Here is a 22,182-nt window from a genome sequence, read left to right as displayed (position 1 = left end):
AATCCGATTTTTCATGATTTGTATCTGTTTTTCTCCCAAACTTGTTCATAAAAAATTCAAAGCTATTAGGTAGACTAAAGGTGTCTTGAAAGACTATACTAAATATAATAAATAATGATAATTAAATAGGAGGTTGCTTGTATGCAAAAAAAAGATGTTACACCTAATTCAGATAAAAAACAAAACAGCTTGTTCAAGAAATTTGGGATTGGTTTAGTTGGGGGCTTACTTGGTGGTGCACTTGCTTTTGGTGGTGCGTATGCTATCATGGGCCAAAATCCATCCTCATCTAATTCAAGCACAACAACAAATTCGGTAAAAGATAATAAAGGGGATACGAAAGTAACCAATGTTAGTTTAGACGTAAATAGTGATGTTACGAAGGCTGTGGATAAAGTGAAAGATTCTGTTGTTTCTGTTATCAATTTACAAAGCCCTAGTCAAAACAGCGATGCTAGTGGTTTCGGCAGTATCTTTGGCGGAAATGATGGTAGTGGCTCTGATGAGGCTGAGTCTGATGGTAGTGACTTACAAGCTGCTAGTGAAGGTAGTGGCGTTATCTACAAAAAAGATGGTAAAACTGCTTACGTAGTCACAAATAATCACGTGGTAGATCAAGCTAAAGGATTAGAAGTTGTTTTACACGACGGGACTAAAGTTGAAGGCGAATTAGTTGGTACAGATTCTTATACTGACCTTGCCGTAATCAAGATTTCTTCTGATAAAGTAGATTCAATTGCTGAATTTGGTAATTCTGATAACTTGAAAATCGGAGAACCTGCTTTAGCGATCGGTTCTCCATTAGGTTCAGCTTATGCGAATTCAGTAACACAAGGGATCATTTCTTCATTAAACAGAAATATCCAAAATGAAAATAATGGTCAAGCAATCAACATCAATGCGATTCAAACAGACGCAGCAATCAATCCTGGTAACTCAGGTGGTCCTTTAGTAAACATCGAAGGACAAGTAATTGGGATCAACTCTGTTAAAATCGTCCAATCAGAAAGCCAAGTCAGCGTTGAAGGAATGGGCTTTGCCATTCCAAGTAATGACGTTGTAAATATCATTAATCAATTAGAAAAAGACGGAAAAGTTACTCGTCCAGCTTTAGGTATTTCAATGGAAGAATTAACCAACGTCTCAACACAACAAAGAAAAGAAATCTTGAAGCTACCTGAATCTGTCCAAATGGGTGTCCTTGTTCGCACAGTTCAAACAGCTACACCAGCAGATAAAGCAGGAATCGAACGATATGATGTGATTACGAAAATCGACGACAAAGATATTGAGTCTGTAACTGATTTACAAAGCACTCTTTACAAGAAAAAAGTCGGAGACAAAATGAAAGTAACGTTCTATCGTGATGGCAAAGAGCAAACTGTCACTGTTGATTTAACGATCGATCAATCTGCACTTAAACAAAATTCAAACAATTCACAAAATCCATAGATCCAAAAAAGGCGAGGTGATACTTTCTTCTAATCAGAAAGTATCGCCTCGCTTTTCTTTAAAAGATTCCTTTATACGAGCAATAAATATAATTCTATTATACACTAAGGGTAAATAAAAATTTAGAAAGAGGGATTCGCTATGACTCATAAGTTGCGTGAGGAATGGGATAAATTATTTGGTAAAAAACATGATTTAGACGAATTGAAAAAAGCTAAGCATGATAAAAATGGTCATTTTATTACGGATGAAGGTATAAATACTGAAGTTTTAGGCCACAGTTCTGTGGATGCTTTAAATGCAATGATGTATGCTGATTGGAATACCTTTTTAAATGATAGCACCTTATTTACTGCATTAGACGAAGAGGAACAAAATCAAGTTCGCTCAACTAGTCCAAGTTTTGCCGAATATAATGGTGACTAATATACTAAAAGCCGCAGCAAACCCAATTTCAGAGTTGCTGCGGCTTTCTATTTTTATTTCCCTACAGGAAAGGCATCCCCAACTACTGCATCAAATGGTAATTCCAAAATTCCTTTTTTGGCAGGTGCATCCGGCAAACGTAATTCTCCTGCCGAGCAGATCATCCCAAAGCTTTCAACGCCGCGTAAAATGCCCGGCCAAATCATTAATCCATCTGGCATCATAGCACCTGGCTTTGCGACAACTACTTTTTGTCCTGCTTTGATATTTGGTGCACCACAAACGATTTGCAGCACTTCACCATTATTCACTTCTGTTTGAGTGATCGATAAATGATCTGAATCTGGGTGTTTTTTACAAGATTTTACAAACCCAATAACGATTTTTGGATCCGTTTCATTAACTAATGTTTCTGAAAATCCAGCTCTAGCAAGTTCCTCATTCACTTTAGTCAATTGCTCATCTGTTAATTCTATTTGACCAACGCCTTTTATATCACCTAAAACGGCAGATGCTTCAAAGATATTCCAAGCAACGGTTTGATCATCTTCTACAACACTTACTCGTGCTACATTTCCTTTACGTTCTACTTGATTATCTAGCCCTTTATCATCAGACACGATGACCATCAAGACATCGCCGACATGTTCCTTATTATAAGCAAAAATCATTTCTTTTCCTCACTCCATTTTTCTCATTTTCCAAGATACTTGCGTAAAAACCTTTCCATGCACGATATCTCCTGTCCTATCTTAACAAAAAAACAGATCAACTGCATGACATTTTTTCTTATACTCGCTTTATCCAGAAAAAATAGGTGAAACAAAACGGTTACGCCTTGCTTCACCTATTTTACATGCGTCATCTATTTTTCATTTAGCTCAGGATGAACGATCAAAACATCACACGGTGCATGACGTATGATGTAGCTGCTGACACTACCAATCATTAAGCGCTCTACGGCATTTAATCCTGACTGACCTACCATGATCAAATCAACTTCATATTTCTTAGGTAAATCTTGGCACATCACGTCTTTTGCCGAACCATAAGTTACAACTGTTTCGACCTGCGTAAAATCTACGCTTTTTGCATATTCTTTGCAATCATCGAGTAATTCTTTAGCATTTTCTGTTTCTTGATCTAATAAACTATCATTTAAAGAAGAATAACCCATCATTGCGTAGGCTTTATTTTCTATAATATGGGCGACGATTACACGTCCATTATTTCTTTTAGCTACTTCAATCGCTTGTTCGTAAGCTAAATTTGCTTGATCACTGCCATCTACACCAACTAAAATATTTTTATAGGTTTGTGTTAACACAGTACTCATCTCCCGATTGTTTTATTTTCTCTCTTGAATCAGTTTGCTAGTATTGTCTTGTTTTCAGCTAATACTGTTTAAAAATGATGAAATTTCTTCTTTTGTTTTACGCTCTTTATTGACCAAGCGACCTAATTCTTTGCCTTGATCTGTGACTACAAAACTCGGAATACCAAAAATATTCCATTCAGAAGCAAGGTCCATAAATTTATCACGGTCTACTTCAACAAAACGAAATTTTGGAAATTCTGCTTCGAGTTCAGGCATCACCGGTTTGATAAAACGGCAGTCGCCACACCAATCTGCAGTGAAGAAAAAAACACTTTTATCTTGTTTTACATAGCTTGCTAGTTCTTCATAAGAAGTTGGAATAATCATAAACTATCCTCTACTTTCCGTAAATGATTGTGTTAACCGTTGTTTTATCCAATCCTTTTAGGACTTGAATCAACATCTCACGAGCTGCTTCAAAGTCTTTGATGTTAAACATCGTTTGGTGTGTATGGATATAACGTCCGCAAACGCCGATCACAGTACTTGGTACACCATTATTTGTTGTATGGGCAGCACCTGCATCCGTTCCACCTTTAGAAACAAAATATTGGTAAGGAATGTTATGTGTTGCTGCTGTGTCTAATAAATATTCACGTACACGAGGTAATGTGATCATTCCTGGATCGTAAATACGTAATAATGTTCCTTCACCTAAATGACCGTATGTGCCTTTTTTCGTTTGGATATCATCTGCTGCTGAACAATCCACTGCAAAGAATAGATCAGGATTAAATTTATGAACAGAAGGTTTAGAACCACGTAAGCCAACTTCTTCTTGAACATTAGCACCCGCAATTAATGTGTGGCCTAATTGTTCGTTTTGTAATGCCTCTAATGCTTCCAATACTAAAGTACAACCGTAGCGATTATCCCATGATTTACTAATGATATTTTTGCCATTAGCCGTTTTGATCGTTTCTGTTTGAGGTACGATCGAATCACCTGGGCGAACGCCGAAGCTTTCTGCTTCTTCTTTAGATTCAAAACCTGCATCAAATAACACATCCGTTACTTCTAGTTGTTTTTGACCGCCTGTTCCACGTAATAAGTGTGGCGGAACTGAAGAAGAAATACATGGATAATTGCCTTTACTTGTTTTTAATGTAAAACGTTGTGCTGAGACGACATAGGGATTCCAACCACCTAAAGGAACCACTTGGAATAATCCATTATCTTTAATCTGTGTCAACATAAAACCAACTTCGTCCATGTGAGCGGCAACCATAACGCGTGGCGCATCTTGTTCTTTTGCTCTTTTTAGACCAAAAATCCCACCTAAACCATCATATTGAATCTCGTCTACTAATGGTGCCATATTTTTTTTCATATACGCACGAATATCATCTTCAAATCCGCTTGTTCCTTGTAGTTCTGTTAGTTCTTTGATGCGTTGAAAAGTTTTTTCTTCCATTGTTGTATTATCTGCCAGTTCGCCTGTTTACGACTTTCTTCAGGTTCAACCGTTCTTTTTTGTAAAAAATAACATGATTTTTAAACAAAAACGGCAGATACTCCTTTCATATGATTTCACATTCATTATAACGCAAATTTTTTCAATTGCCCACGTTTTTTGTTTTTCGATATTTTCATACAATGTGTTAGAATAGAGTTAAAGCCTAAGTTTTTTTGGCAAACATTTGAAAATACGCGGAGGTTATTCCCCATGAATGAAGAAAATGAATTAAGCTATTTTAAAGGTGGCTTGGCAATCGGTGTGAGTCTTGGCATATTGAGCGGGATTGCTTCAACTTTATGGTATCAAAAGAAAAGGACATTAGATGCTGATTTGGTTTTAGAAAACGTTAAAGATGCATTTTTAAAAGAAGGTCCGATCGAAGGATCATGGATTGAATTTGAGAAAAAACCGTTAAGGAAATTTGCCATTCACTCCAAAACTTACAATGGTGGGATCTCACGATTAGAAGATGGGATCATGGTGCAATATGAATTTACTGCTGATGCCTATACCGGGACAGTGATTGATGTAAATCGTATCAAAGATTAAAAAGAACAGTTGAAACGACAACTCAGAGTTTCGTTTCAACTGTTCTTTTTGTACCTATCTCATTTTCTTACGTCGGTTGTTTCTTCTATGCCCTATCGGCTGTTTTTCTTCAAATTTACCATCAAAGTTCATTTTTAAGAAGTAACTGACAATCGGCAATCCAATAAATAAAAGTAATGCTAGTTGTGGGATAAAATAACCGATACCCATTACCAAAAGAATTGCTAAATAATAGATACGATCACGATTTTGATACAGTTTTTTTAAATAGCCATCCTCTTCTGTTAGTTCTTTTGCTAATGGAATCCCCGCGATAAATAAACCACTAAATGTTGCATTAATAAACATCAACAATACTCCGTAAGCGAGCATTGGAAGCTGCTTATCTGCCGCTTCCATCGACCACTTCGTAAAGACCGGAATCAAAACAAGGGAAAAAAGGAAACAGGTATTTCTAAGAACAAAGCGTTCATTGCTCTTTTTTATTTGTTCAAATAGCTTGCGATGGTCGTTCCAATAACTTGCGATGATAAAAAAGCTAATTGCAAAAGTAACCAAACTTTCTATAAATTGGCTATAATTACCATCATGAGGAATTGGAATTTCCAAAGCTGCAATTGTAATAACGATTGCGATAACCGCATCACTAAACAATTCGATTCTTAATTTTTCATCGGCTAATTTCATATTACTCCTATCTTTTTTCTATTTCTAATGAAGCTATATCAGTTTAAATATCGGCTATTATAACGATCCGAATACACATCTCCAGCTGTTAGCAGTTCTGGATGCTCTTTTGAGTCAATTTCATCTCCATGATTCATGAAGACGATTTTGTCTGGATCATAAATCGTCGACAAACGATGTTCACTGACAAAACTCGTTCTCCCCACTAACTACGGAGGCTCATTGTTTTTGTGTGAGTATTTCTGTTCGTGTATCTTTAGTTGTTGTTCTTTTATCCATAATCAACATTTTTAGTTTCTATTTCTCTTATCAACTACATGCCATTGGTCTTAGTTTATTGGATACTTGATATTTTTTATAAAAGTCATAAATCAAAAATAGACAAGCTATCATGAAAATCATCTCCTACTATATTTTTATCCGTTCGCTCCATTTAAAACAGGTACCTTATAAAATTAATTATAAAGGTACCTGTTTTAAATGTCAACAAAAATATGTAGGTACCTGTTTTATTTCACTAAAAAAACTACCCATCGAAATAACTGTGTTAGATGGGTAGTTTTTCCATATTCAATTCATTCTATTTATCCTGTGTTTCAGCCTGAAATCTTGCTTCTACACGATAGATTGGTTGTCCTTTTGCCGAAAACTTGGCTTCGTATTCCGTCATGATATTGCCTTCATAATCACTCGCATGTAAATCTAACCAAACTTGTTCTAAGATCATACCATATTTTGAAAAACTGCTTAATGAGTACTCAAACAGGCCACGATTATCTGTTTTAAAATGAATTTCGCCATTCGGTTTTAGAATTTTTTCATCTGTAGCTAAAAAGGTTTTGAATGTTAAACGACGTTTTTCATGTCTTGTTTTTGGCCACGGATCAGAAAAGTTTAAATAAATTTGATCCACTTCATTTTCTGCGAAATATTGTGTCAACTCTTCTCCATTGACATGAAGCAATTGTAAATTGGGTAATTCCTCTTCCAGCGCTTTTTCTAACGCAATTGAAAGAACACTTAATTGCATATCAATCCCAATATAATTGATTTCTGGATGTACTTTTGCCATTCCAACGACAAATTGCCCCTTACCAGAACCGATTTCAATATGGATAGGGTGATTGTTCCCAAAACGTTCCGCCCAACGCCCTTGCCATTTTTCTGGCTCATCTACGACTAATTCTGGATGGTTAGCCAGCAATTCAGCTGCTCCAGGTCTTTTTCTCATTCTCATAGTTTCTGTTTCCTTTCTTTATCGCAAATTTTAAGAGGGTAGAGAGACCGAGACAAAACTAATTTACGTTTTGTCTGAGACTCGCTGCCCTCTATTATTCAAGTAAACGACGGGAAGAGAAGAACCTACGCTCTTTCCTCGTCTCTTTAATACCCAAAAGCTTGTTTCAACTTCAAAATTTCAGCGTTCATTTCTCGTTTTTCACCTGATTGGTAATGGCGGAGAATTTCTTGTAAAAAATTGAATAACGCATACCACTTGATTCGCGTCAACGCTTCCTCACTTGGGCGCATGCCATAAGATAATAGCCATTTATTCCAGCTTGCCCGCGGAACATAGTGTCCTAACAACATTCCTAAATCAAGCGCAGGGTCAGCAATCATCACTGAATCCCAGTCAACTAAATACAGATAATTATTCGATACGATCCAATTACGGTGATTAACATCACCATGGACGACCATATAATTATGAATAGAGTAATTTGGTATATTTTCTTGCAGATAACGATACACTCTAGCAAGATACGAATTATTTTGAAGTTCTATAGGCAATCGCTCGCCGTACGCTTGAAGCATCATTGCAGGTGTCTGGATCTGACCGCCGATTTTTCCCAGCATGCTTTTCAGCATATGTGAATGGTGTAAATGATAAAGGACATCCACAACATCATTTCTTTGACCGATTTCTTGGGCTTTAAGTACTTGGCCGTCTAGCCATTCTTGTGCCGTTAAAATATCGCCTGTCACTGTTCGTTTTGTCCAAACTAGCTTAGGGGCAATTCCTTCTTTAGACAATGCAGCCAAAAGAGGAGAAGTATTTCTTTTAATAAATACTCTTTCAGTCGCACGTATACCCATGAAAGTTTGGCCAGTTGCGCCTTTTATTGGCTGCAAGCGCCATTCCTTATCCAACTGAAATGCCATGGAAATTATCTCCTATCCTAACAACTTCTAATAATTATTTACAGTAAGTATCATTTTAGCTTCCATAGCGTTCAACGTCAAGCATCTCTCTTGTTCTTTTCACACCATTATTAGATTTCCGAAGCTCCGCACACGTTCTCAACACTTGCGATGTAGGCATTTAACAGCTGTTTTGTGATTTTTCCAGGTTTTCCTGTTCCAACGATATGATCGTTCACTTTTACAACAGGTACAAGCTCCGTTAATGAACCTGATACAAAACATTCGTCTGCTGTAAATAGTTCTTCTTCAGCAACAGCTTCTTCTTTGACTGGAATTCCTAATTCTTTTGCTAGTTCTATAATTTTCATTTTAGTGATGCCAGGTAAAATCAAATTACCATCTGGATGAGTATACACTGTTCCCTCTTTGACAACCCAAAAATTAGCCGCTGAAGCTTCGGTCACTTTACCATCCCGAACAAGAACAGCATCATCAAACCCTTTGCGACGAGCTTCATCTAGTGATAACACATTGCCCAATAAACTTAATGACTTTATATCGCAATGTAACCAACGTGTATCAGGAACTACAGCAACTGTGATTCCTTCTTCCATTTTCGCTACAGGACGTTCATATGGTCTAATATTAGCCGTTAAAACGCCTTTGACTTTTTCTGGGTCTGGCAATGCATGATTTCTCGGTGAATCGATACCTCTTGTGACTTGAAAATAGAGTTTTCCTTCTTTGATTCCTTCAATTTCTACCAATTTTTTTAAATTGGTTGTTACTTCTTCTTTTGAGAACGGTAGCGTCATTCTGATTTTTTCAGCACCGCTCCATAAACGATTCAAATGTTCTTCCATCATATACAAGTGACCATTGTATACACGAACTACTTCATACAAGCCATCTCCATACTGATAGCCTCGATCTTCTATATCGATTTTTACTTGTTCACGCTCAACAATCTGATTATTCCATAAAATATGCATCATTACGCCTCCATTTTCTTCAAACGATACGGAACATAAAACTTAGCAAATAATATAACTTCTACAGCCAACACTAAAACGACTAATAATCCTTCTTTCACATCTGGGAGAGCAATCAAAACAAATACGCTAAACAATGCTGCCGCTACAAATAATAAAATCGTTACAAGCTTACTCACCGCTTGTTTCTTTTGTCCATTCGCTACAGGGTATAAGTGCGTCATCACCATGTAATCAAATTGCGTATATATCGGAATCAACTGAAATCCAATCAAATAAATGAACAGAACCGAAACCCCCATCGAAATCCAAAATTCTTCTAGGAAAAATAAAACCACGCCACCCACTAATACTAGACGAACAAACAAGCCACTATATTCAGAGCCTCTTAAAAAGCTGCGGGCATACAGATACAGGTAAGTATTTTGGGTTGTTTTTTTAATTTTACTCAACAATGGATCAAGAAATTTACGACGCTTAACACTACTAGAAATCTCTGGGACATCTGTAAACAAATGAATAAATTGATAGATGCGATGTAGCCGATTTTTTTCCTTTTGAACCATCCGTTCCCAGTCCAATGATACGTTTTGTTCTTTTTTGTTCAATACTAGGAAGAAAAACAACGCTTGTACGATAGCGACTAGTGGTCCTACTATCGGTGCCACATATAAACTAAGAGCAATTGCAACTAAACTTGTAACGAGCCACAACACAAACCATTGATAATATTCTTTTGAAGAAACTTGATACAACTCGTATTTTTGCAAGCGCAAATGGCTGACCTTTAAAATCCCCAACATGACAATGAAGTAACTAAACGTTGAAAATGCCCATCCCGTTGATACAACCACCAACGGCATTGACATACCGCCCATTAAGAACAACATCACTAATGGTAGCCAAAATGAATAACGCATCGAACGGTTTAAATAACTATTCATCTCTGGCTCTTTAGGTAAGATAAATACCTTATCTGCTTCTTCCGCTAAAGTCGCGATACGACCGATTTGCAACAACACTAGCCAAAGAACTAAAATGATTGGTCTTCCCCAAACAAAATTTTCTGGTAATGTCTTTAATACTTGAGAATAATAAAAACCTAATCCCCCTAGTAAAAAGACACAAACCAAAATAAAATGATCGTTAAAAACATAGCGCATATACTTCATCATTTTTTTCAAATGGCGTGCTAAACGAATGCCAAAAAATCCAGACATATTAACCCACCTTTTCTTCTTTTGTTAATGCGATATAAATATCATCCAAAGAAGAACCTGGTAAACTGAACTCTTCACGCAGTTCCTCCATAGAGCCAACAGCTCGAACTTCTCCATCATGTAAAACTACAAAACGGTCGCAATAGCGTTCGGCAGTTGCCAAAATATGTGTCGACATTAAAATCGCGGCCCCTTGATTACGCATTTCATCCATCAATTCCAACAATGCATGGATCGCTAATGGGTCCAATCCTAAAAAGGGTTCGTCAATAATATATAAACTAGGTTCAATCAAGAATGCACATAAAACCATCACTTTTTGTTTCATTCCTTTAGAAAAATTAGCAGGAAACCAGTCTAATTTATTTTCTAGCCGGAATGTCTTTAATAACGTATCAGCTCGCTTAAAGGCTTCTTCTATCGGGATATCATACGCCATAGCAGTGATTTCGATATGTTCTCGTAATGTTAATTCTTCATATAGAGAAGGTGTTTCAGGGATGTAACCAATCTTTTTACGGTAACTTTCAGGTTGTTGTCTCAACGTTTCCCCATCAATTGAAATTTTCCCTTTCTGCGGTGTTAATAAACCAATCACATTTTTGATCGTCGTACTTTTACCGGCTCCATTCAAGCCAATCAGGCCAACCATCTCACCAGATTTCACTTCAAAATTAATATCTTTTAAAACAGGAATATGACCGTAGCCGCCTGTTAAATGTTCAATTACTAAACTCATTCCTATACCTCCAACTATTTTTATCGTGAATCTATTATACCACGAACTTTTTGAAGGTTTCATGAACTTTTCCTCCCAAATAAATTTCAAGGTATGGTAAAGTAAAAGAAACAGTAAAAAGAAAGAAGGGACACCATGACAGATTGTATTTTTTGTAAGATCGTCAATCAAGATATTCCAAGTTATAAAGTTTATGAAGATGACAAGGTTTATGCTTTTTTAGACATTACTCAAGTAACAAAAGGACATACCTTACTTGTTCCTAAAGAACATGTGACAGACATCTTTGAATACGAACCAGCATTAGCTGGCGAAGTGTTTGCGCGAGTGCCTAAAGTAGCACGCGCCTTAGAAAAAGCTTTTCCAGAAATACAAGGATTAAATATTATCAATAATAATAAAGAATTAGCCTATCAATCTGTTTTCCATTCTCATATCCACTTGATCCCGCGCTATGGCAAGTCGGACGATTTTTCTATCCATTTTGGCAACAATCAAGGCGTATACGCTTCAGAAGAAATGCAGGAAATAGCAGAAAAAATTATGAAGCAGGTGGAACAATAATGGGAAAATTTTCTAAAGGTATTTTATTTGGTGCAGTCGTTGGTGCTGCTAGCGGATTACTCTTCGCCCCAAGAAGTGGGAAAGCCACTCGGCAAAAATTTGTTGATGAATTAGAAGATTGGTCAGATTTAAAAGAAGATTTTAACGATAAATTAGATCAGTTTAAAGCATCTGCGCAAGCCTTACAAGAAGCAGCTGATATCTATGTTGATCCATTTATTGAGGGCATTAACCGAGACGTCGAAAACTTTATGTTCCAAGCGGAGCCAAGACTAGATCAAATTCAAGAACAAGTTGAAAAAATTCAAGCAGAATTACCAGAAATGCCTGAAAAAAAATAATTTTTTGTGAGGGATAAAATCCAGCCTTATTATATTTTATCCCTTATTTTTTATTTTTCTCAAATAATTATCCTTTTTTTAAATAGTAAAACTCGTTCATTTCATCATTTAAATGTGTAATAAAAACGATGTTTTTTAGAATTCCTCAGTTTTATAGATGAAATTGTGTCCTAAATTCGAAAATTCTTTGAAACTATTACTTACGTATTTCTTTTATGAAACATAGTGTGGTATAGTTATAACCGTGAGAATTAATTTCTACATAATAAAAAATAAAATAATCTTAGGAGTGCTTAAAAGAATGAAGAAAAAATTAATCTTAGCTGCAGCAGGTCTGTTCAGCGTATTTGCTTTAGCTGCTTGTACAGGTGGTTCACAAGACATCGCAACAATGAAAGGTGGAACAATCACTGTTGATGATTTTTACAACCAAACAAAAACAAGCCAACAAAGCCAACAAACTGTTCAACAAATGATCATCTTCAAAGTATTTGATCAAAAATATGGTAAAGACGTTTCTGATAAAGAAGTTCAAGCTAAATTCGATGAAACGAAGAAAAGTATTGAAGAACAAGGCGGCGTATTTGTAGATCAACTTAAACAAGCTGGCCTTACAGAAAAGAGCTACAAAGAACAAATCAAACAAAGCCTTGCTTATCAAGCTGGACTTAAAGCGCACATCAAAATTACTGATGAAGATCTAAAAACTGCTTGGGCATCTTTCCATCCAGAAGTAGAAGCACAAGTTATCCAAGTTGCTACTGAAGATGAAGCAAAAGAAATCAAAAAACAATTGAATGACGGCGGCGACTTTGCAAAAATCGCTAAAGAAAAATCAACAGATACAACTACTTCAAAAGATGGCGGCAAAATTAAATTTGATTCTCAATCTGAAACAGTTGCAGTAGCTGTAAAAGAAGCAGCATTTAAATTAAAAGATGGTGAAGTTTCTGAACCAATCCAAGCAACAGATGCTACTGGTTACCAATCAACATTCACTATTGTAAAAATGGTGAAAAATAAAGAAAAAGGCAACGACATGGCTCCTTACAAAAAAGAGTTGAAAAAAATTGCTGAAGAAACAAAATTAACAGATCAAGAATTTACTCAAAAAGTAACTTCTGAAGTCTTAACTGAAGCAAACGTTAAAATCAAAGATGATGCGTTCAAAGATGTCTTAGCTGGTTTAGTTGAAACAAAAGATTCTTCTAAATCAAGTGACTCTTCTAAGAAAGAAGAAAAAGAATCATCTTCTAAAGAAAAAGAATCTAAAGATTCATCAAGCAAAACAGAAGAATCTTCAAGTAAAACAGAAGAATCTTCTAAATAATCAAATAGAAAAAGAGATGACTAGTCATCTCTTTTTTTTACACTATTTTTCAAAAACAACTTCGAACAACTCATATACGATCAACATATCTTCTGAAAATGTTAAATCATATTTCTTTAGCTCTTGCTCAAAAAAAGGCTGATGTACATGACGCCAATAGTTTAATGATCGATCACCTTCACCTTCAAGATAGCCGTGCACTTCTGATATTTGCGAATAAGGTAGTATATCTACTACTTTTGTACAGATAACGGCTTGTGCTTGCTCTTTTCCATCTAAAAGCACACTATAGTTTCCAACTTCGGGCATTTTTTCTTCTTCTAAATCTAACTCATACAACATATGTAACGAGGATGTGCCCGTCTTTTCACCGTTCAAAACATGCGCTAGTAGCTCATCAGCCATTTCAGGCGAATTACCGAAAGCCCAAGCTTCATAGTGATCATGCGTGAGATCAGATTCCTTTTTGTATCGTGACCATAACTCTATCGCTGATTGATTCATACTTATCTCCTAAACCTTTAAATATCTTTTGGGACATAAAAACTTCTATTATCCAATCCGAAGATTCGATCTGTATATTGTCCTGGTTCTGTTTGGCGGACTGATCCTAGCATCATTTGGATCGATGCATCGATATTGTCAATTTGATGTAATACCTCTGCTTCCATGATTCTCGGACGAACTGGCGAACCATATTCTAACAAACCATGATGGGCTAAAACCATATGACGTAACACGATTACATCTTCGTCATTTTCATCAATTTTCAATGCAATACAAGCTTTGGTAATTTCTTCATCCACAAGAACTAAATGACCAATCAAATTCCCAGACAGCGTATATTCAGTCGTCATGGCACCAGAAAGTTCCTTTACTTTCCCCAAATCATGTAAGATGATTCCCGAATACAATAATGCCGCATTCAGCTCAGTATATTCTTTACAAATCGCTTTACCTAAACGAAGCATAGATACCGTATGATACGCTAACCCATTTGCAAATGCATGATGGTTTCTTTTAGCTGCAGGATAGTCAAAAAATTCTTTTTGGTATTGTGTGAGCAAATAACGGACGATTCTTTGCCAATGTGCATTGGTGATGTCAAACACAGTTTGGTTGATTTCTTCCACCATATCTTCACGTTTTAATGGTGCACGTTCCATGTATAACGTTGGTTGACTTGGTTCATCTGGACGAGCCACACGCATATGAATGATTTTTACTTGTGGATTTCCTTGGTACACTTCTCTCTTTCCATTCAAGAGAATGACATTTCCCGGTGTGAAGCGACTGATTTCTTCCTCTGAAGCATCCCAATATTTCCCATCAATGGTACCTGACGTGTCTTGGAAAGTGAATGCAATAAATTTTTTGCCATTTTTTGCAATGCGCACATCTGCATTTTTGATTAATAGAAACAATTCAAACGTTTCATCTACAGTTAATTCACGGATTTTTTTCATACTTATGCTCCTTCTAGTTCCATAATTGGTTGTTTCAATTCTTTATAATAGCTTACCATTTCTTGGTCTGAAGAAAAACAAATGACTTGTTGATGTTCAGAAAAAACAGCAAATAATTGTGCTAATTGTTCTTTTCTTTGGCTATCATAATGCAGCCAACCATCATCGATCATAATCGGACATAAACTATGTTGCTCCTGCAGAGAAAGAAAAGCAAAACGAACAGCCATGATCACTTGATCCCTTGTACCAGTAGATAATTCATGTAGCATAAAACGTTGTTGATCTTCACGAATCACAATCAATTGGCTTTCTTCTAGTTGAATCCCCCGATACTTACTTTGTGTCAAAAGTTTGAAATAATCCGTCGCTTTTTTCAACAAGTTAGGTAGTTGCTTCTCTGACAATTCTGTTAATAGATCCATCAGTAACTGACCAGCTAGCTGATAGGCCGACCATTCTATTCCAAGTTCTTCAATCTCAGTTTTTAGTTCGGCTTGTTCTTGATAAAGTTCATCCAATGTACCATCCGCCAGCATTTGTTGACGTTGATAAAGAATTTTTTGTTCTTTTTCCTGTAATTGTTGAATCGTGTTTTCTATTTCATTAAGTTGTTGTGTTAATTCTATTTGCATAGCTGGTAGTTTTTTCGTATCACTAGACTCTGAATATAGACCGACCAACATTGTCTGTAGTTCTTGTTTTCGCTTTTGATTTGCTGTACTTTCTTGATAGCTTTGGATTTTAATTGGTATTTCGTTTATGGATGCTATTTGGAACCGTTGTAACAATGGTTTAGCTTGTTCCATTACTTGTTGTTGTTTTTCTTTGACTTCGCGAATCGATTGTCGTGAATAGGCATCTGCCTGATATTCTTGAGCAAAACGAACTTTTTCCATCCTATCAGCAAAATTACTGAGTACACGTATTCGTTCTGCTAATGACGTTCCAGCAATAGGCAATCTCGCTGTATAGCGTTCAGTCTGTTTGGCTAGCTCGGCTACACGATCTTGGTCTTCTTTTAATTGATGCTCAAGTTCTTGGTTTGTATTTAGTAAAATCAAATAGCGTGTAATATCTGTTCGATGTGTCAACCAAAAATCAACTTGATCCATTCGTCCTAAATGATTTTCAGTTACTTTTTCAGCAATATATCGAGACATTTCCTTTTCTTCTTCTCGGATCGTTTTGATTTCGTTTTTTATTTTTAGCAGCTGATCGTTTAAATAGTCCAACTGAGATAATTTCTCCTGCCACTGTCGCTTTTCATTCGCATACGCATCTTTTGGTTGATAAAACAGCGGTAATAATCCCCCAGCCAAAAAACCAACACCTAAAACAAGCATTCCATACCGAAGTGGTACAGGTAAAAAGAAACTCAAGAGTAGAATAATCCCTGCAATTCCACAAAAAAACCAATTGATTGTTTTCTTCGTTTGTCGGTGATTTTTCCGAAACATTTCCTTATTGATTGTTTCAAATGTACTTAGATTTTCTTCTCGTGTCGAAATCTCTTCTTCTAGCATCTGCAAATCAGTCTGCATCGTTTGCAACTTAACTGTTCGTGTAACGATTTCATCTTTCATTTCGTTGACTGTTTGTTCCTCAAAGGTCAGTTGCGGCGGTGTTTTCGCGTTCCACCCCCATTGTTTCTCTAAAGGCGTCATCTCTTCTAGATTTTGCTGTAACGATTGCGTCATCCAATTGATTTCAGAAAGTAGCTTGTCAATGTCATATCGTTGATTAAGTAATTGTTGGATATGCTCTTCTTCCTTTAAATAAAACTGGTAATCATCTGATTGCTCTTCCGTGTCACTTTGTGCCGCAATACTTTGATTCAAACGCGTTAACTCTTCACTTAAAAAACGATGTTGCTGATAAATAGAAAGTAAGTTTTCTTGTTCATCTGGTCTTAATACATTCGTTATGTTTGATTGATCGATTGCTTGCAGCTCTTCGTATAATGGTAAATTCATAACTTGTTTTTCAACAAGTGCCAATTGAGTCTTCATCTCATGTGCTGCTTGACGCTTCTCCACTATCTGTTGTTGCGTATCCACAAGTTCCATAGACAATTGCTGGAAAGGACGTTCGTGCAATTCTTTTTCATTAATACGCTTTTGTAATGCTTGATAGTCGTTCAATTTTTGATTTAACGGTGGTTGACTACCTTTCCCTTTATAAATCGCTTGTGCCTTTTTAAAATAGTCTTCTCTGCTAACCAACAGCTGCTGGCTTCCAGATAACCCTAACGAAAGTAAGGAGGTTTGTAGTTCTTCTTCATTTAACTTTTCCAATTGGCTGAGCTGCTCTTGTTGGAAGGTGAACACGGACTGAAACAGCTCTTTCGTCAGTGGGTGAAGCATCTTCTCTAATGTCTTTTCATCGCCAATCTGATCGTTAAAATAAACCTTTGCTTGTCCTTTATTTTGCCCCTTAAAACGTTCTACCTGTACTTCTCCATATACAGGATGAGAAAACCATAAACGTCCTCCGTAGGCTCCACCATTCTTAGGTTGGTAATCTTTTTTTCGTTTTCCTTTAGCAGGAAACCCAAAAAGGATTGCTTGAATAAATTGATAAATCGTTGACTTTCCTGCTTCATTAGCGCCAAATAGTAATTGGTTTTTAGGTGTAAACTCGATTTTACGTTGCTGCCATTTGCCAAAGCCAACAATTTCTATTGAAATGAGTCTCATAACTGATCCTCCTGAATAACAAAATCTTCTTGTATTTTTTGGTCAGCTTGCTTGAGCGTCTGCCCACGCCATTCTTCGTTTAGTGAAACAACAGAAGAGAACAACGGATTTTGCATTAATTCTTGTAACGTATTTGAAAATATATCGGCCTGCAAATAATTCTTCTCCAGCTGATTTAACAGTTCCGGCGCAGCATTGATCCTGACTTTTTTTTCAACATCATCGGACAAAACTTCTACTTGAAATAAAAAGAGAGACTCATTTGTTTTCTGAAGTAACATAGTTTGTAAGTATTGAAGTAATTCGCCATTTTCATATGATATCTGGAATTCTTCACCCAACTGATCAATATCCGTCAATTGAATCTGCTTTAACACTACCTGGTCTTGATCCAATCGATTTTCCAACAATAATTTGGTTAACAGGCTTAGTACTTCTTGTAAATTTCTAGCTTGACTCATTGAATATTGCTCTGTCTGCCAAGTAATTTGGGCTACCGGTTCAAATCGAACAGTTGCATGACCAGATTCAACTGATACAATCGCAACGCCTTGTACTGTTCGCTCTTTTTTTGTATGGCCTTGTGGTGTTCCAGGATACACGATCAAAGGATCCGCACTCACAACTTGGGGTTGATGAATATGGCCTAACGCCCAATAGTCATAGCCTTTTGTTTTCATTTCGCTAAATGAAAACGGAGCATAATTCTGTTGCCCATTATTCGTCGTATCGCCATGATACATGCCAATATGTAGGTCTGCAGCAGGATCTTTTACAGGAAACTCTGTTAACTTATCTGTATTGATCCATGGATGTTCATAACTAAATCCAGAAACAGCTACTTTCTCCTGGTTTTTCGTCATAAAATAATGCGTCTCAACTTGTTCTTTCTGAAAAAGAAACATATTTTTTGGAAAATCAAACCAATAACGTTCTGCTACATAGTAATCATGATTGCCAAAGGACATGAACACAGGAATTTTGGCTTGTTCCAAACGTTTCATTTCATCAATAAAATAAGCTTGCGTTCGAATAGATGTCCGACTTTGATGAAATGTGTCACCTGCAAAGATAACGGCATCTACTTGATTCCTTATTGCTATATCAACAATCGCTGTGAGCGCGTTATGATTGGCTTTTTGTAATTTCTCAACGAGTTGTTTTGGACTATTTTTTAGGCCTTCAAAAGACCGATCTAGATGTAAATCTGCCGTATGCAATACTTTCATAAGGTCCTCCTATTTGCCTGAATTCTTTTCCTTAATCATATCATTTTATTTAGAAGCGGTCAGTAAAAACATACGAAAACTTGTTCGTTTTCTATTTTTTTAGGTGGAAAATAAAAAAAACGTGGAAAAAACCACTCCGCTGGTTCACTCCACGTTTTTAAATTAAATAAACTCGCTGAAAAAGTAGTAGTGTAGAATTCATTAGCACACTAGGAACAGTTGACTTTTTCCATCCAAATCGCTTAACCTAATGACTATTTTTATAGTCTCCAGTCATTCATCAGCACTTCCTAAACATGGTTACTTAGCGTGGTCTCCATTTACGGTAATATCAATTTGAACTATTTCACTTTGTGTGCCGATTCTCATTGGAGGACCCCAAGTACCAACACCAGAAGAAACAATCACTTGAGGACTATTTTCATTTTTACGATAGTATCCATAATCTACTGTAAAATAAGCTTTTGTTACTAAATTAAAGGGAAAAATCTGTCCTTGGTGAGTGTGACCTGACAGAATCAGTTCATTCGCATGTTTATACTCATCAATATTAGATGGCTGATGATCCAAGATGATTTTTGGTAACTTGTTGCCTACTTTGTTGAACTGCTCTTGAATACTTTTTCGACTGCCATCTTGTGAACCGATGGGGCTACTGTCTTTTCGACCGACAACTAATAGTTCTTCACCTACAACTGTCATTTCATCTTCAAGCAGTGTAATATTAGACGCTTTAACTAACGCTTTCATCTTCTCAAATGTTTCTCCAGCATCATGATTGCCCCAACACAGATAGGTTCCGTATGTTGATGAAAGACGTTTAAATTGCTTTTCCATCTGCTGTGTATCTTGGAGCGCTTTGTAGTTTCCATCAAATAGATCTCCTGAAATAAAAACAATGTCTGGATGCAGTTGGTTAATTTTAGTCACAATTTTTTCTAATTTTTTTGCATCGTTGACATAGCCTAGATGTAAATCACTGATCAAAACGGCTTTTACTGTTTTCGGTCGATTGCTTGCTGATTTATCGATTGTCACTTGATAACTGATTGTTTTGATTTGTTGCGCTTGCCATGATCCATAACAAAACAACACCACAATCAAGACTGTTGATACTAACCAAACAATCAATTCTGATTTTGCTTGAACAGTGATAATTTTTTTCGCTATTGTTAAGACCAAATCACTCAGTCCAAAAATGACGAACGACAAAAACCAAAATGATAGCCAGTAACTCCCAATTTTCCCAATCAATCCGCCTACATTAGCATCAAATAATAATAACGTTAGCATTGAGGTCAAGGCTAATACACCAATAATTAGCCACAAGATCAACGGATACTTGAAAAATGAAAACTGGGCTAGTATAGAAAGAAATTTCTTGCCAATATAATAATTACTTAAAAGAAATAACGATCCAATAATCAAAAAAGCGAACTTATTCATGACTTCCCTCCACTGCTTGACCAATAACTTCCCCAAATTTCACAATTGTTTCCAGATTGTTTTCAGTATTCTGCCAAATTTCTGGATCAATAGTCACTTGATTTTTTTGGAACAATAAAATCACAGTTGACCCGCCAAATTCAAACCAGCCCTTTTTCTCAAAGCGTTGACATTCACCAGATTGTTTTAGATTCTTGATCTTGCCAACCATTAAAGCGCCCACTTCAATTTGTGCTATTTTCCCGAATTTTTCCGTTTCAATGATTGTAATCTCTCGCGTATTCCGTGAAAATACCGGTTGATTATAAACTGCAATTGGTTGAACTGTATGGAAAACACCCGCCACTTTCTGATGGTCAAGAATTTTTCCTTCATCAATAAAATAGTAATGATGATAATCATCTGGTGTCAAACGAAAAATAACAGCACACCCAGCTTGCCATTCCTCCGCAAGATCTGTGCTGTTAAGTAATTCTGAAACAGAGTATTCTGAATGTTTTACTTTAAATGTTTGCTCCGCAGTGATTGGATAAACCGTCACTTTACCATCGCATGGTGCACTTAAAGAAGCTGCATTTTGCGTTAATGTACGCGCACTAGATTTTATTTCTCGCATAAAGAAATGATTGAACGACGTATAAGCCATTGGCTCATAATCAGTCATTTGAAGCTGATTTTTTTTGATAAAACCAGTAATCATTCTTTTTGACATTGAACTATTTAAATACGCACCCGCAATTTTAGTAATCGGTGGTTGAATAAGTCCTTTTAGCATAAATCGTCCAAGCGGATTCTTATATAAAAAATTTAATGCCTGACTATCGTTTTCAATAATAGCCTTTGTTTTAAAGCGTTTCTCCATATCTTTCCCCCTTTGAAAAATTTAGCGAATGAAAAAAGCGACTACAGCGCCCACAAAGGCTCCGAAAGCTAATTTTCTCGGATCGACTTTTTTGATTTTCACCTTTGAAATAAATAGAAATCCTATAGCCAATAATGCGGCTGGATAAACTAAAGTAATCGCGATATGCAACCGTCCAGCAACAAAGAACAGCAATGGAATCAATGCAGCGCTGCTCGTTACTGGCAACCCTTCATAATATTCTCGACAACCGTCGCACTGCTCTTTTCTTTCCATTTCGGTTACATTATAATGCGCTAAACGAATCAACGCTGCTAAGATATAAAAGACAAATAATGGCAGATAAATTCCTTGTGTCAGACCAGATGCATAGCCTAAAACAGTTGGGAAAACCCCAAAACTAATCAAATCAGCGAGTGAATCGATTTGAATCCCATAACACATTTCACTTTTCGTACGTTCTTTAAGATTCGCAACGAACCCGTCAAACATATCGCAAATACCAGAAAGTACCAAACAAAAAATTGCTTCTACGATATGTTGAGTCAATGCTAAATACATTCCAACTATTGAAAAAACGGCGTTTCCATATGTTAGAATAACTGTGTAATCATAAATACCAATCATACTTTTTGTTCCCCAATCATTTTTTCGTTTAGTATTACTATATCATTAAAACGGCGCAAATTGCGAGCTTTTTTGTTATTTCATGTGTTTTTGATGGTCGGCATACAGGATGGATTCATACTTAGTTAAGATGGCAAAAAAAGCTTTTAAAGATAGTTGATGATATTTCTTATCAACTATCTCTAAAAGCTTTGGATTTATCTCTTAATCGTTATACAAATCACGAATTGGTGTCATGATAATACGGTTCAAATCATTGACGATCAAACTGAATGCTTGTTCTTTTTGCATCAATTGATTGATGACTTCTGCTGCTTGAACCTCTGTCGCTAAAGCTTGCGCTTTTTCAGCATCTTCTTCTGAAAATTCTTCGCCACGCATTTGTTTTTCTTGTAATCCTTGTTGGAAGGTTTGGAATTCTTTAAATAATTTGTACGCTTCTTCATCTGCTTTTACATCTGCATAAGCTTGTTCCAACGCTTTAAATTCGTCCATTTCACGGATTTCGCGTTCTACTTGATTGGCTGTATCATAAATATTACTCATTCAATCTCCCTCGTTTCTATAAATT

General features: G+C 36.3%; 25 protein-coding genes. 6 read left to right on the top strand and 19 right to left on the bottom strand.

Annotation, left to right across the window (positions count from 1 at the left end):
- The first annotated feature begins 141 nt into the window (after positions 1–141).
- Positions 142–1,452, top strand: coding sequence for a S1C family serine protease (locus I586_RS14650; RefSeq protein ID WP_010763647.1), 1,311 nt, complete (start codon positions 142–144; stop codon positions 1,450–1,452).
- 141 nt (positions 1,453–1,593) lie between these two features.
- Positions 1,594–1,878, top strand: a complete 285-nt coding sequence (locus I586_RS14645; protein WP_010763646.1) for a hypothetical protein — start codon at positions 1,594–1,596, stop codon at positions 1,876–1,878.
- Between the two features lie 53 nt (positions 1,879–1,931).
- Here I586_RS14645 and ytpR read toward each other — a convergent pair whose 3' ends face one another.
- The 4 genes from ytpR to pepA form a co-directional block, all read right to left on the bottom strand.
- Positions 1,932–2,549, bottom strand: coding sequence for a YtpR family tRNA-binding protein (gene ytpR, locus I586_RS14640; protein ID WP_010763645.1), 618 nt, complete (start codon positions 2,547–2,549; stop codon positions 1,932–1,934).
- 194 nt (positions 2,550–2,743) lie between these two features.
- Positions 2,744–3,214: a universal stress protein gene (locus I586_RS14635; protein ID WP_034702639.1), complete on the bottom strand. Its 471-nt coding sequence runs from the start codon at positions 3,212–3,214 to the stop codon at positions 2,744–2,746.
- Positions 3,215–3,268: 54 nt separating this feature from the next.
- A complete protein-coding gene (locus I586_RS14630) occupies positions 3,269–3,583 on the bottom strand; it encodes a thioredoxin family protein (protein ID WP_010763643.1) in 315 nt (104 codons plus the stop codon).
- Between the two features lie 10 nt (positions 3,584–3,593).
- Positions 3,594–4,670 (bottom strand): glutamyl aminopeptidase, encoded by a 1,077-nt coding sequence (gene pepA / locus I586_RS14625; protein WP_010763642.1) that lies wholly within the window; start codon positions 4,668–4,670, stop codon positions 3,594–3,596.
- 252 nt (positions 4,671–4,922) lie between these two features.
- Here pepA and I586_RS14620 point away from each other — a divergent pair, with 252 nt between their 5' ends.
- A complete protein-coding gene (locus tag I586_RS14620) occupies positions 4,923–5,264 on the top strand; it encodes a PepSY domain-containing protein (protein ID WP_010763641.1) in 342 nt (113 codons plus the stop codon).
- A 54-nt stretch (positions 5,265–5,318) separates the two neighbouring features.
- Here I586_RS14620 and I586_RS14615 read toward each other — a convergent pair whose 3' ends face one another.
- The 7 genes from I586_RS14615 to I586_RS14590 all read right to left on the bottom strand — a co-directional run bounded on the left by I586_RS14615 (position 5,319) and on the right by I586_RS14590 (position 11,047).
- The gene (locus I586_RS14615) at positions 5,319–5,951 is read right to left on the bottom strand and encodes a TMEM175 family protein (protein ID WP_010763640.1); all 633 of its coding nucleotides are present in this window, start codon (positions 5,949–5,951) and stop codon (positions 5,319–5,321) included.
- 38 nt (positions 5,952–5,989) lie between these two features.
- The gene (locus I586_RS17305; RefSeq protein ID WP_155854786.1) at positions 5,990–6,157 is read right to left on the bottom strand and encodes a P-loop NTPase family protein; all 168 of its coding nucleotides are present in this window, start codon (positions 6,155–6,157) and stop codon (positions 5,990–5,992) included.
- 374 nt (positions 6,158–6,531) lie between these two features.
- Entirely contained in the window at positions 6,532–7,188 is a 657-nt protein-coding gene (gene trmB, locus I586_RS14610) for a tRNA (guanosine(46)-N7)-methyltransferase TrmB (RefSeq protein ID WP_010763639.1), read from the bottom strand.
- 146 nt (positions 7,189–7,334) lie between these two features.
- Positions 7,335–8,114: a phosphotransferase family protein gene (locus I586_RS14605; protein WP_010763638.1), complete on the bottom strand. Its 780-nt coding sequence runs from the start codon at positions 8,112–8,114 to the stop codon at positions 7,335–7,337.
- A gap of 110 nt (positions 8,115–8,224) precedes the next feature.
- Positions 8,225–9,088 carry a D-amino-acid transaminase gene (dat, locus tag I586_RS14600; protein ID WP_010763637.1) on the bottom strand — a complete coding sequence of 288 codons (864 nt, stop codon included), beginning with the start codon at positions 9,086–9,088 and terminating at the stop codon, positions 8,225–8,227.
- Between the two features lie 2 nt (positions 9,089–9,090).
- Positions 9,091–10,308 carry an ABC transporter permease gene (locus I586_RS14595; RefSeq protein WP_010763636.1) on the bottom strand — a complete coding sequence of 406 codons (1,218 nt, stop codon included), beginning with the start codon at positions 10,306–10,308 and terminating at the stop codon, positions 9,091–9,093.
- A 1-nt stretch (position 10,309) separates the two neighbouring features.
- Complete coding sequence (locus I586_RS14590; protein ID WP_010763635.1) at positions 10,310–11,047, bottom strand: ABC transporter ATP-binding protein; 738 nt, start codon at positions 11,045–11,047, stop codon at positions 10,310–10,312.
- 135 nt (positions 11,048–11,182) lie between these two features.
- On the opposite strand from I586_RS14590, the gene I586_RS14585 reads away from it, so the two are divergent.
- The 3 genes from I586_RS14585 to I586_RS14575 all read left to right on the top strand — a co-directional run bounded on the left by I586_RS14585 (position 11,183) and on the right by I586_RS14575 (position 13,282).
- Positions 11,183–11,611 carry an HIT family protein gene (locus tag I586_RS14585; RefSeq protein ID WP_010763634.1) on the top strand — a complete coding sequence of 143 codons (429 nt, stop codon included), beginning with the start codon at positions 11,183–11,185 and terminating at the stop codon, positions 11,609–11,611.
- Positions 11,611–11,952 (top strand): YtxH domain-containing protein, encoded by a 342-nt coding sequence (locus I586_RS14580; RefSeq protein ID WP_010763633.1) that lies wholly within the window; start codon positions 11,611–11,613, stop codon positions 11,950–11,952. The genes I586_RS14585 and I586_RS14580 overlap by 1 nt, the downstream gene beginning before the upstream one ends.
- A gap of 301 nt (positions 11,953–12,253) precedes the next feature.
- Positions 12,254–13,282 (top strand): peptidylprolyl isomerase, encoded by a 1,029-nt coding sequence (locus tag I586_RS14575; RefSeq protein ID WP_010763632.1) that lies wholly within the window; start codon positions 12,254–12,256, stop codon positions 13,280–13,282.
- Positions 13,283–13,324: 42 nt separating this feature from the next.
- Here I586_RS14575 and I586_RS14570 read toward each other — a convergent pair whose 3' ends face one another.
- The 8 genes from I586_RS14570 to I586_RS14535 form a co-directional block, all read right to left on the bottom strand.
- Positions 13,325–13,786 carry an ASCH domain-containing protein gene (locus I586_RS14570; protein ID WP_010763631.1) on the bottom strand — a complete coding sequence of 154 codons (462 nt, stop codon included), beginning with the start codon at positions 13,784–13,786 and terminating at the stop codon, positions 13,325–13,327.
- Between the two features lie 17 nt (positions 13,787–13,803).
- Entirely contained in the window at positions 13,804–14,748 is a 945-nt protein-coding gene (locus I586_RS14565; protein ID WP_010763630.1) for a 3'-5' exoribonuclease YhaM family protein, read from the bottom strand.
- Between the two features lie 2 nt (positions 14,749–14,750).
- Positions 14,751–17,447 (bottom strand): ATP-binding protein, encoded by a 2,697-nt coding sequence (locus tag I586_RS14560; RefSeq protein WP_010763629.1) that lies wholly within the window; start codon positions 17,445–17,447, stop codon positions 14,751–14,753.
- Positions 17,444–18,676: a metallophosphoesterase family protein gene (locus I586_RS14555; protein WP_010763628.1), complete on the bottom strand. Its 1,233-nt coding sequence runs from the start codon at positions 18,674–18,676 to the stop codon at positions 17,444–17,446. Before I586_RS14555 ends, I586_RS14560 begins: the two co-directional genes overlap by 4 nt.
- Before the next feature lie 300 nt (positions 18,677–18,976).
- On the bottom strand, positions 18,977–20,122 hold the full coding sequence (locus I586_RS14550) for a metallophosphoesterase (protein ID WP_010763627.1): 1,146 nt from the start codon (positions 20,120–20,122) through the stop codon (positions 18,977–18,979).
- The gene (locus tag I586_RS14545) at positions 20,115–20,984 is read right to left on the bottom strand and encodes a phosphatidylserine decarboxylase (protein WP_010763626.1); all 870 of its coding nucleotides are present in this window, start codon (positions 20,982–20,984) and stop codon (positions 20,115–20,117) included. Before I586_RS14545 ends, I586_RS14550 begins: the two co-directional genes overlap by 8 nt.
- 21 nt (positions 20,985–21,005) lie before the next feature.
- Positions 21,006–21,611, bottom strand: coding sequence for a CDP-alcohol phosphatidyltransferase family protein (locus I586_RS14540; RefSeq protein WP_010763625.1), 606 nt, complete (start codon positions 21,609–21,611; stop codon positions 21,006–21,008).
- A gap of 204 nt (positions 21,612–21,815) precedes the next feature.
- Entirely contained in the window at positions 21,816–22,157 is a 342-nt protein-coding gene (locus tag I586_RS14535) for a YlbF/YmcA family competence regulator (RefSeq protein ID WP_010763624.1), read from the bottom strand.
- Positions 22,158–22,182 lie beyond the last annotated feature (25 nt).

It is taken from the genome of Enterococcus moraviensis ATCC BAA-383 (assembly GCF_000407445.1).
Taxonomy (GTDB): Bacteria; Bacillota; Bacilli; order Lactobacillales; family Enterococcaceae; genus Enterococcus_L; species Enterococcus_L moraviensis.
This window is presented reverse-complemented; position numbering and strand designations above follow the sequence as displayed.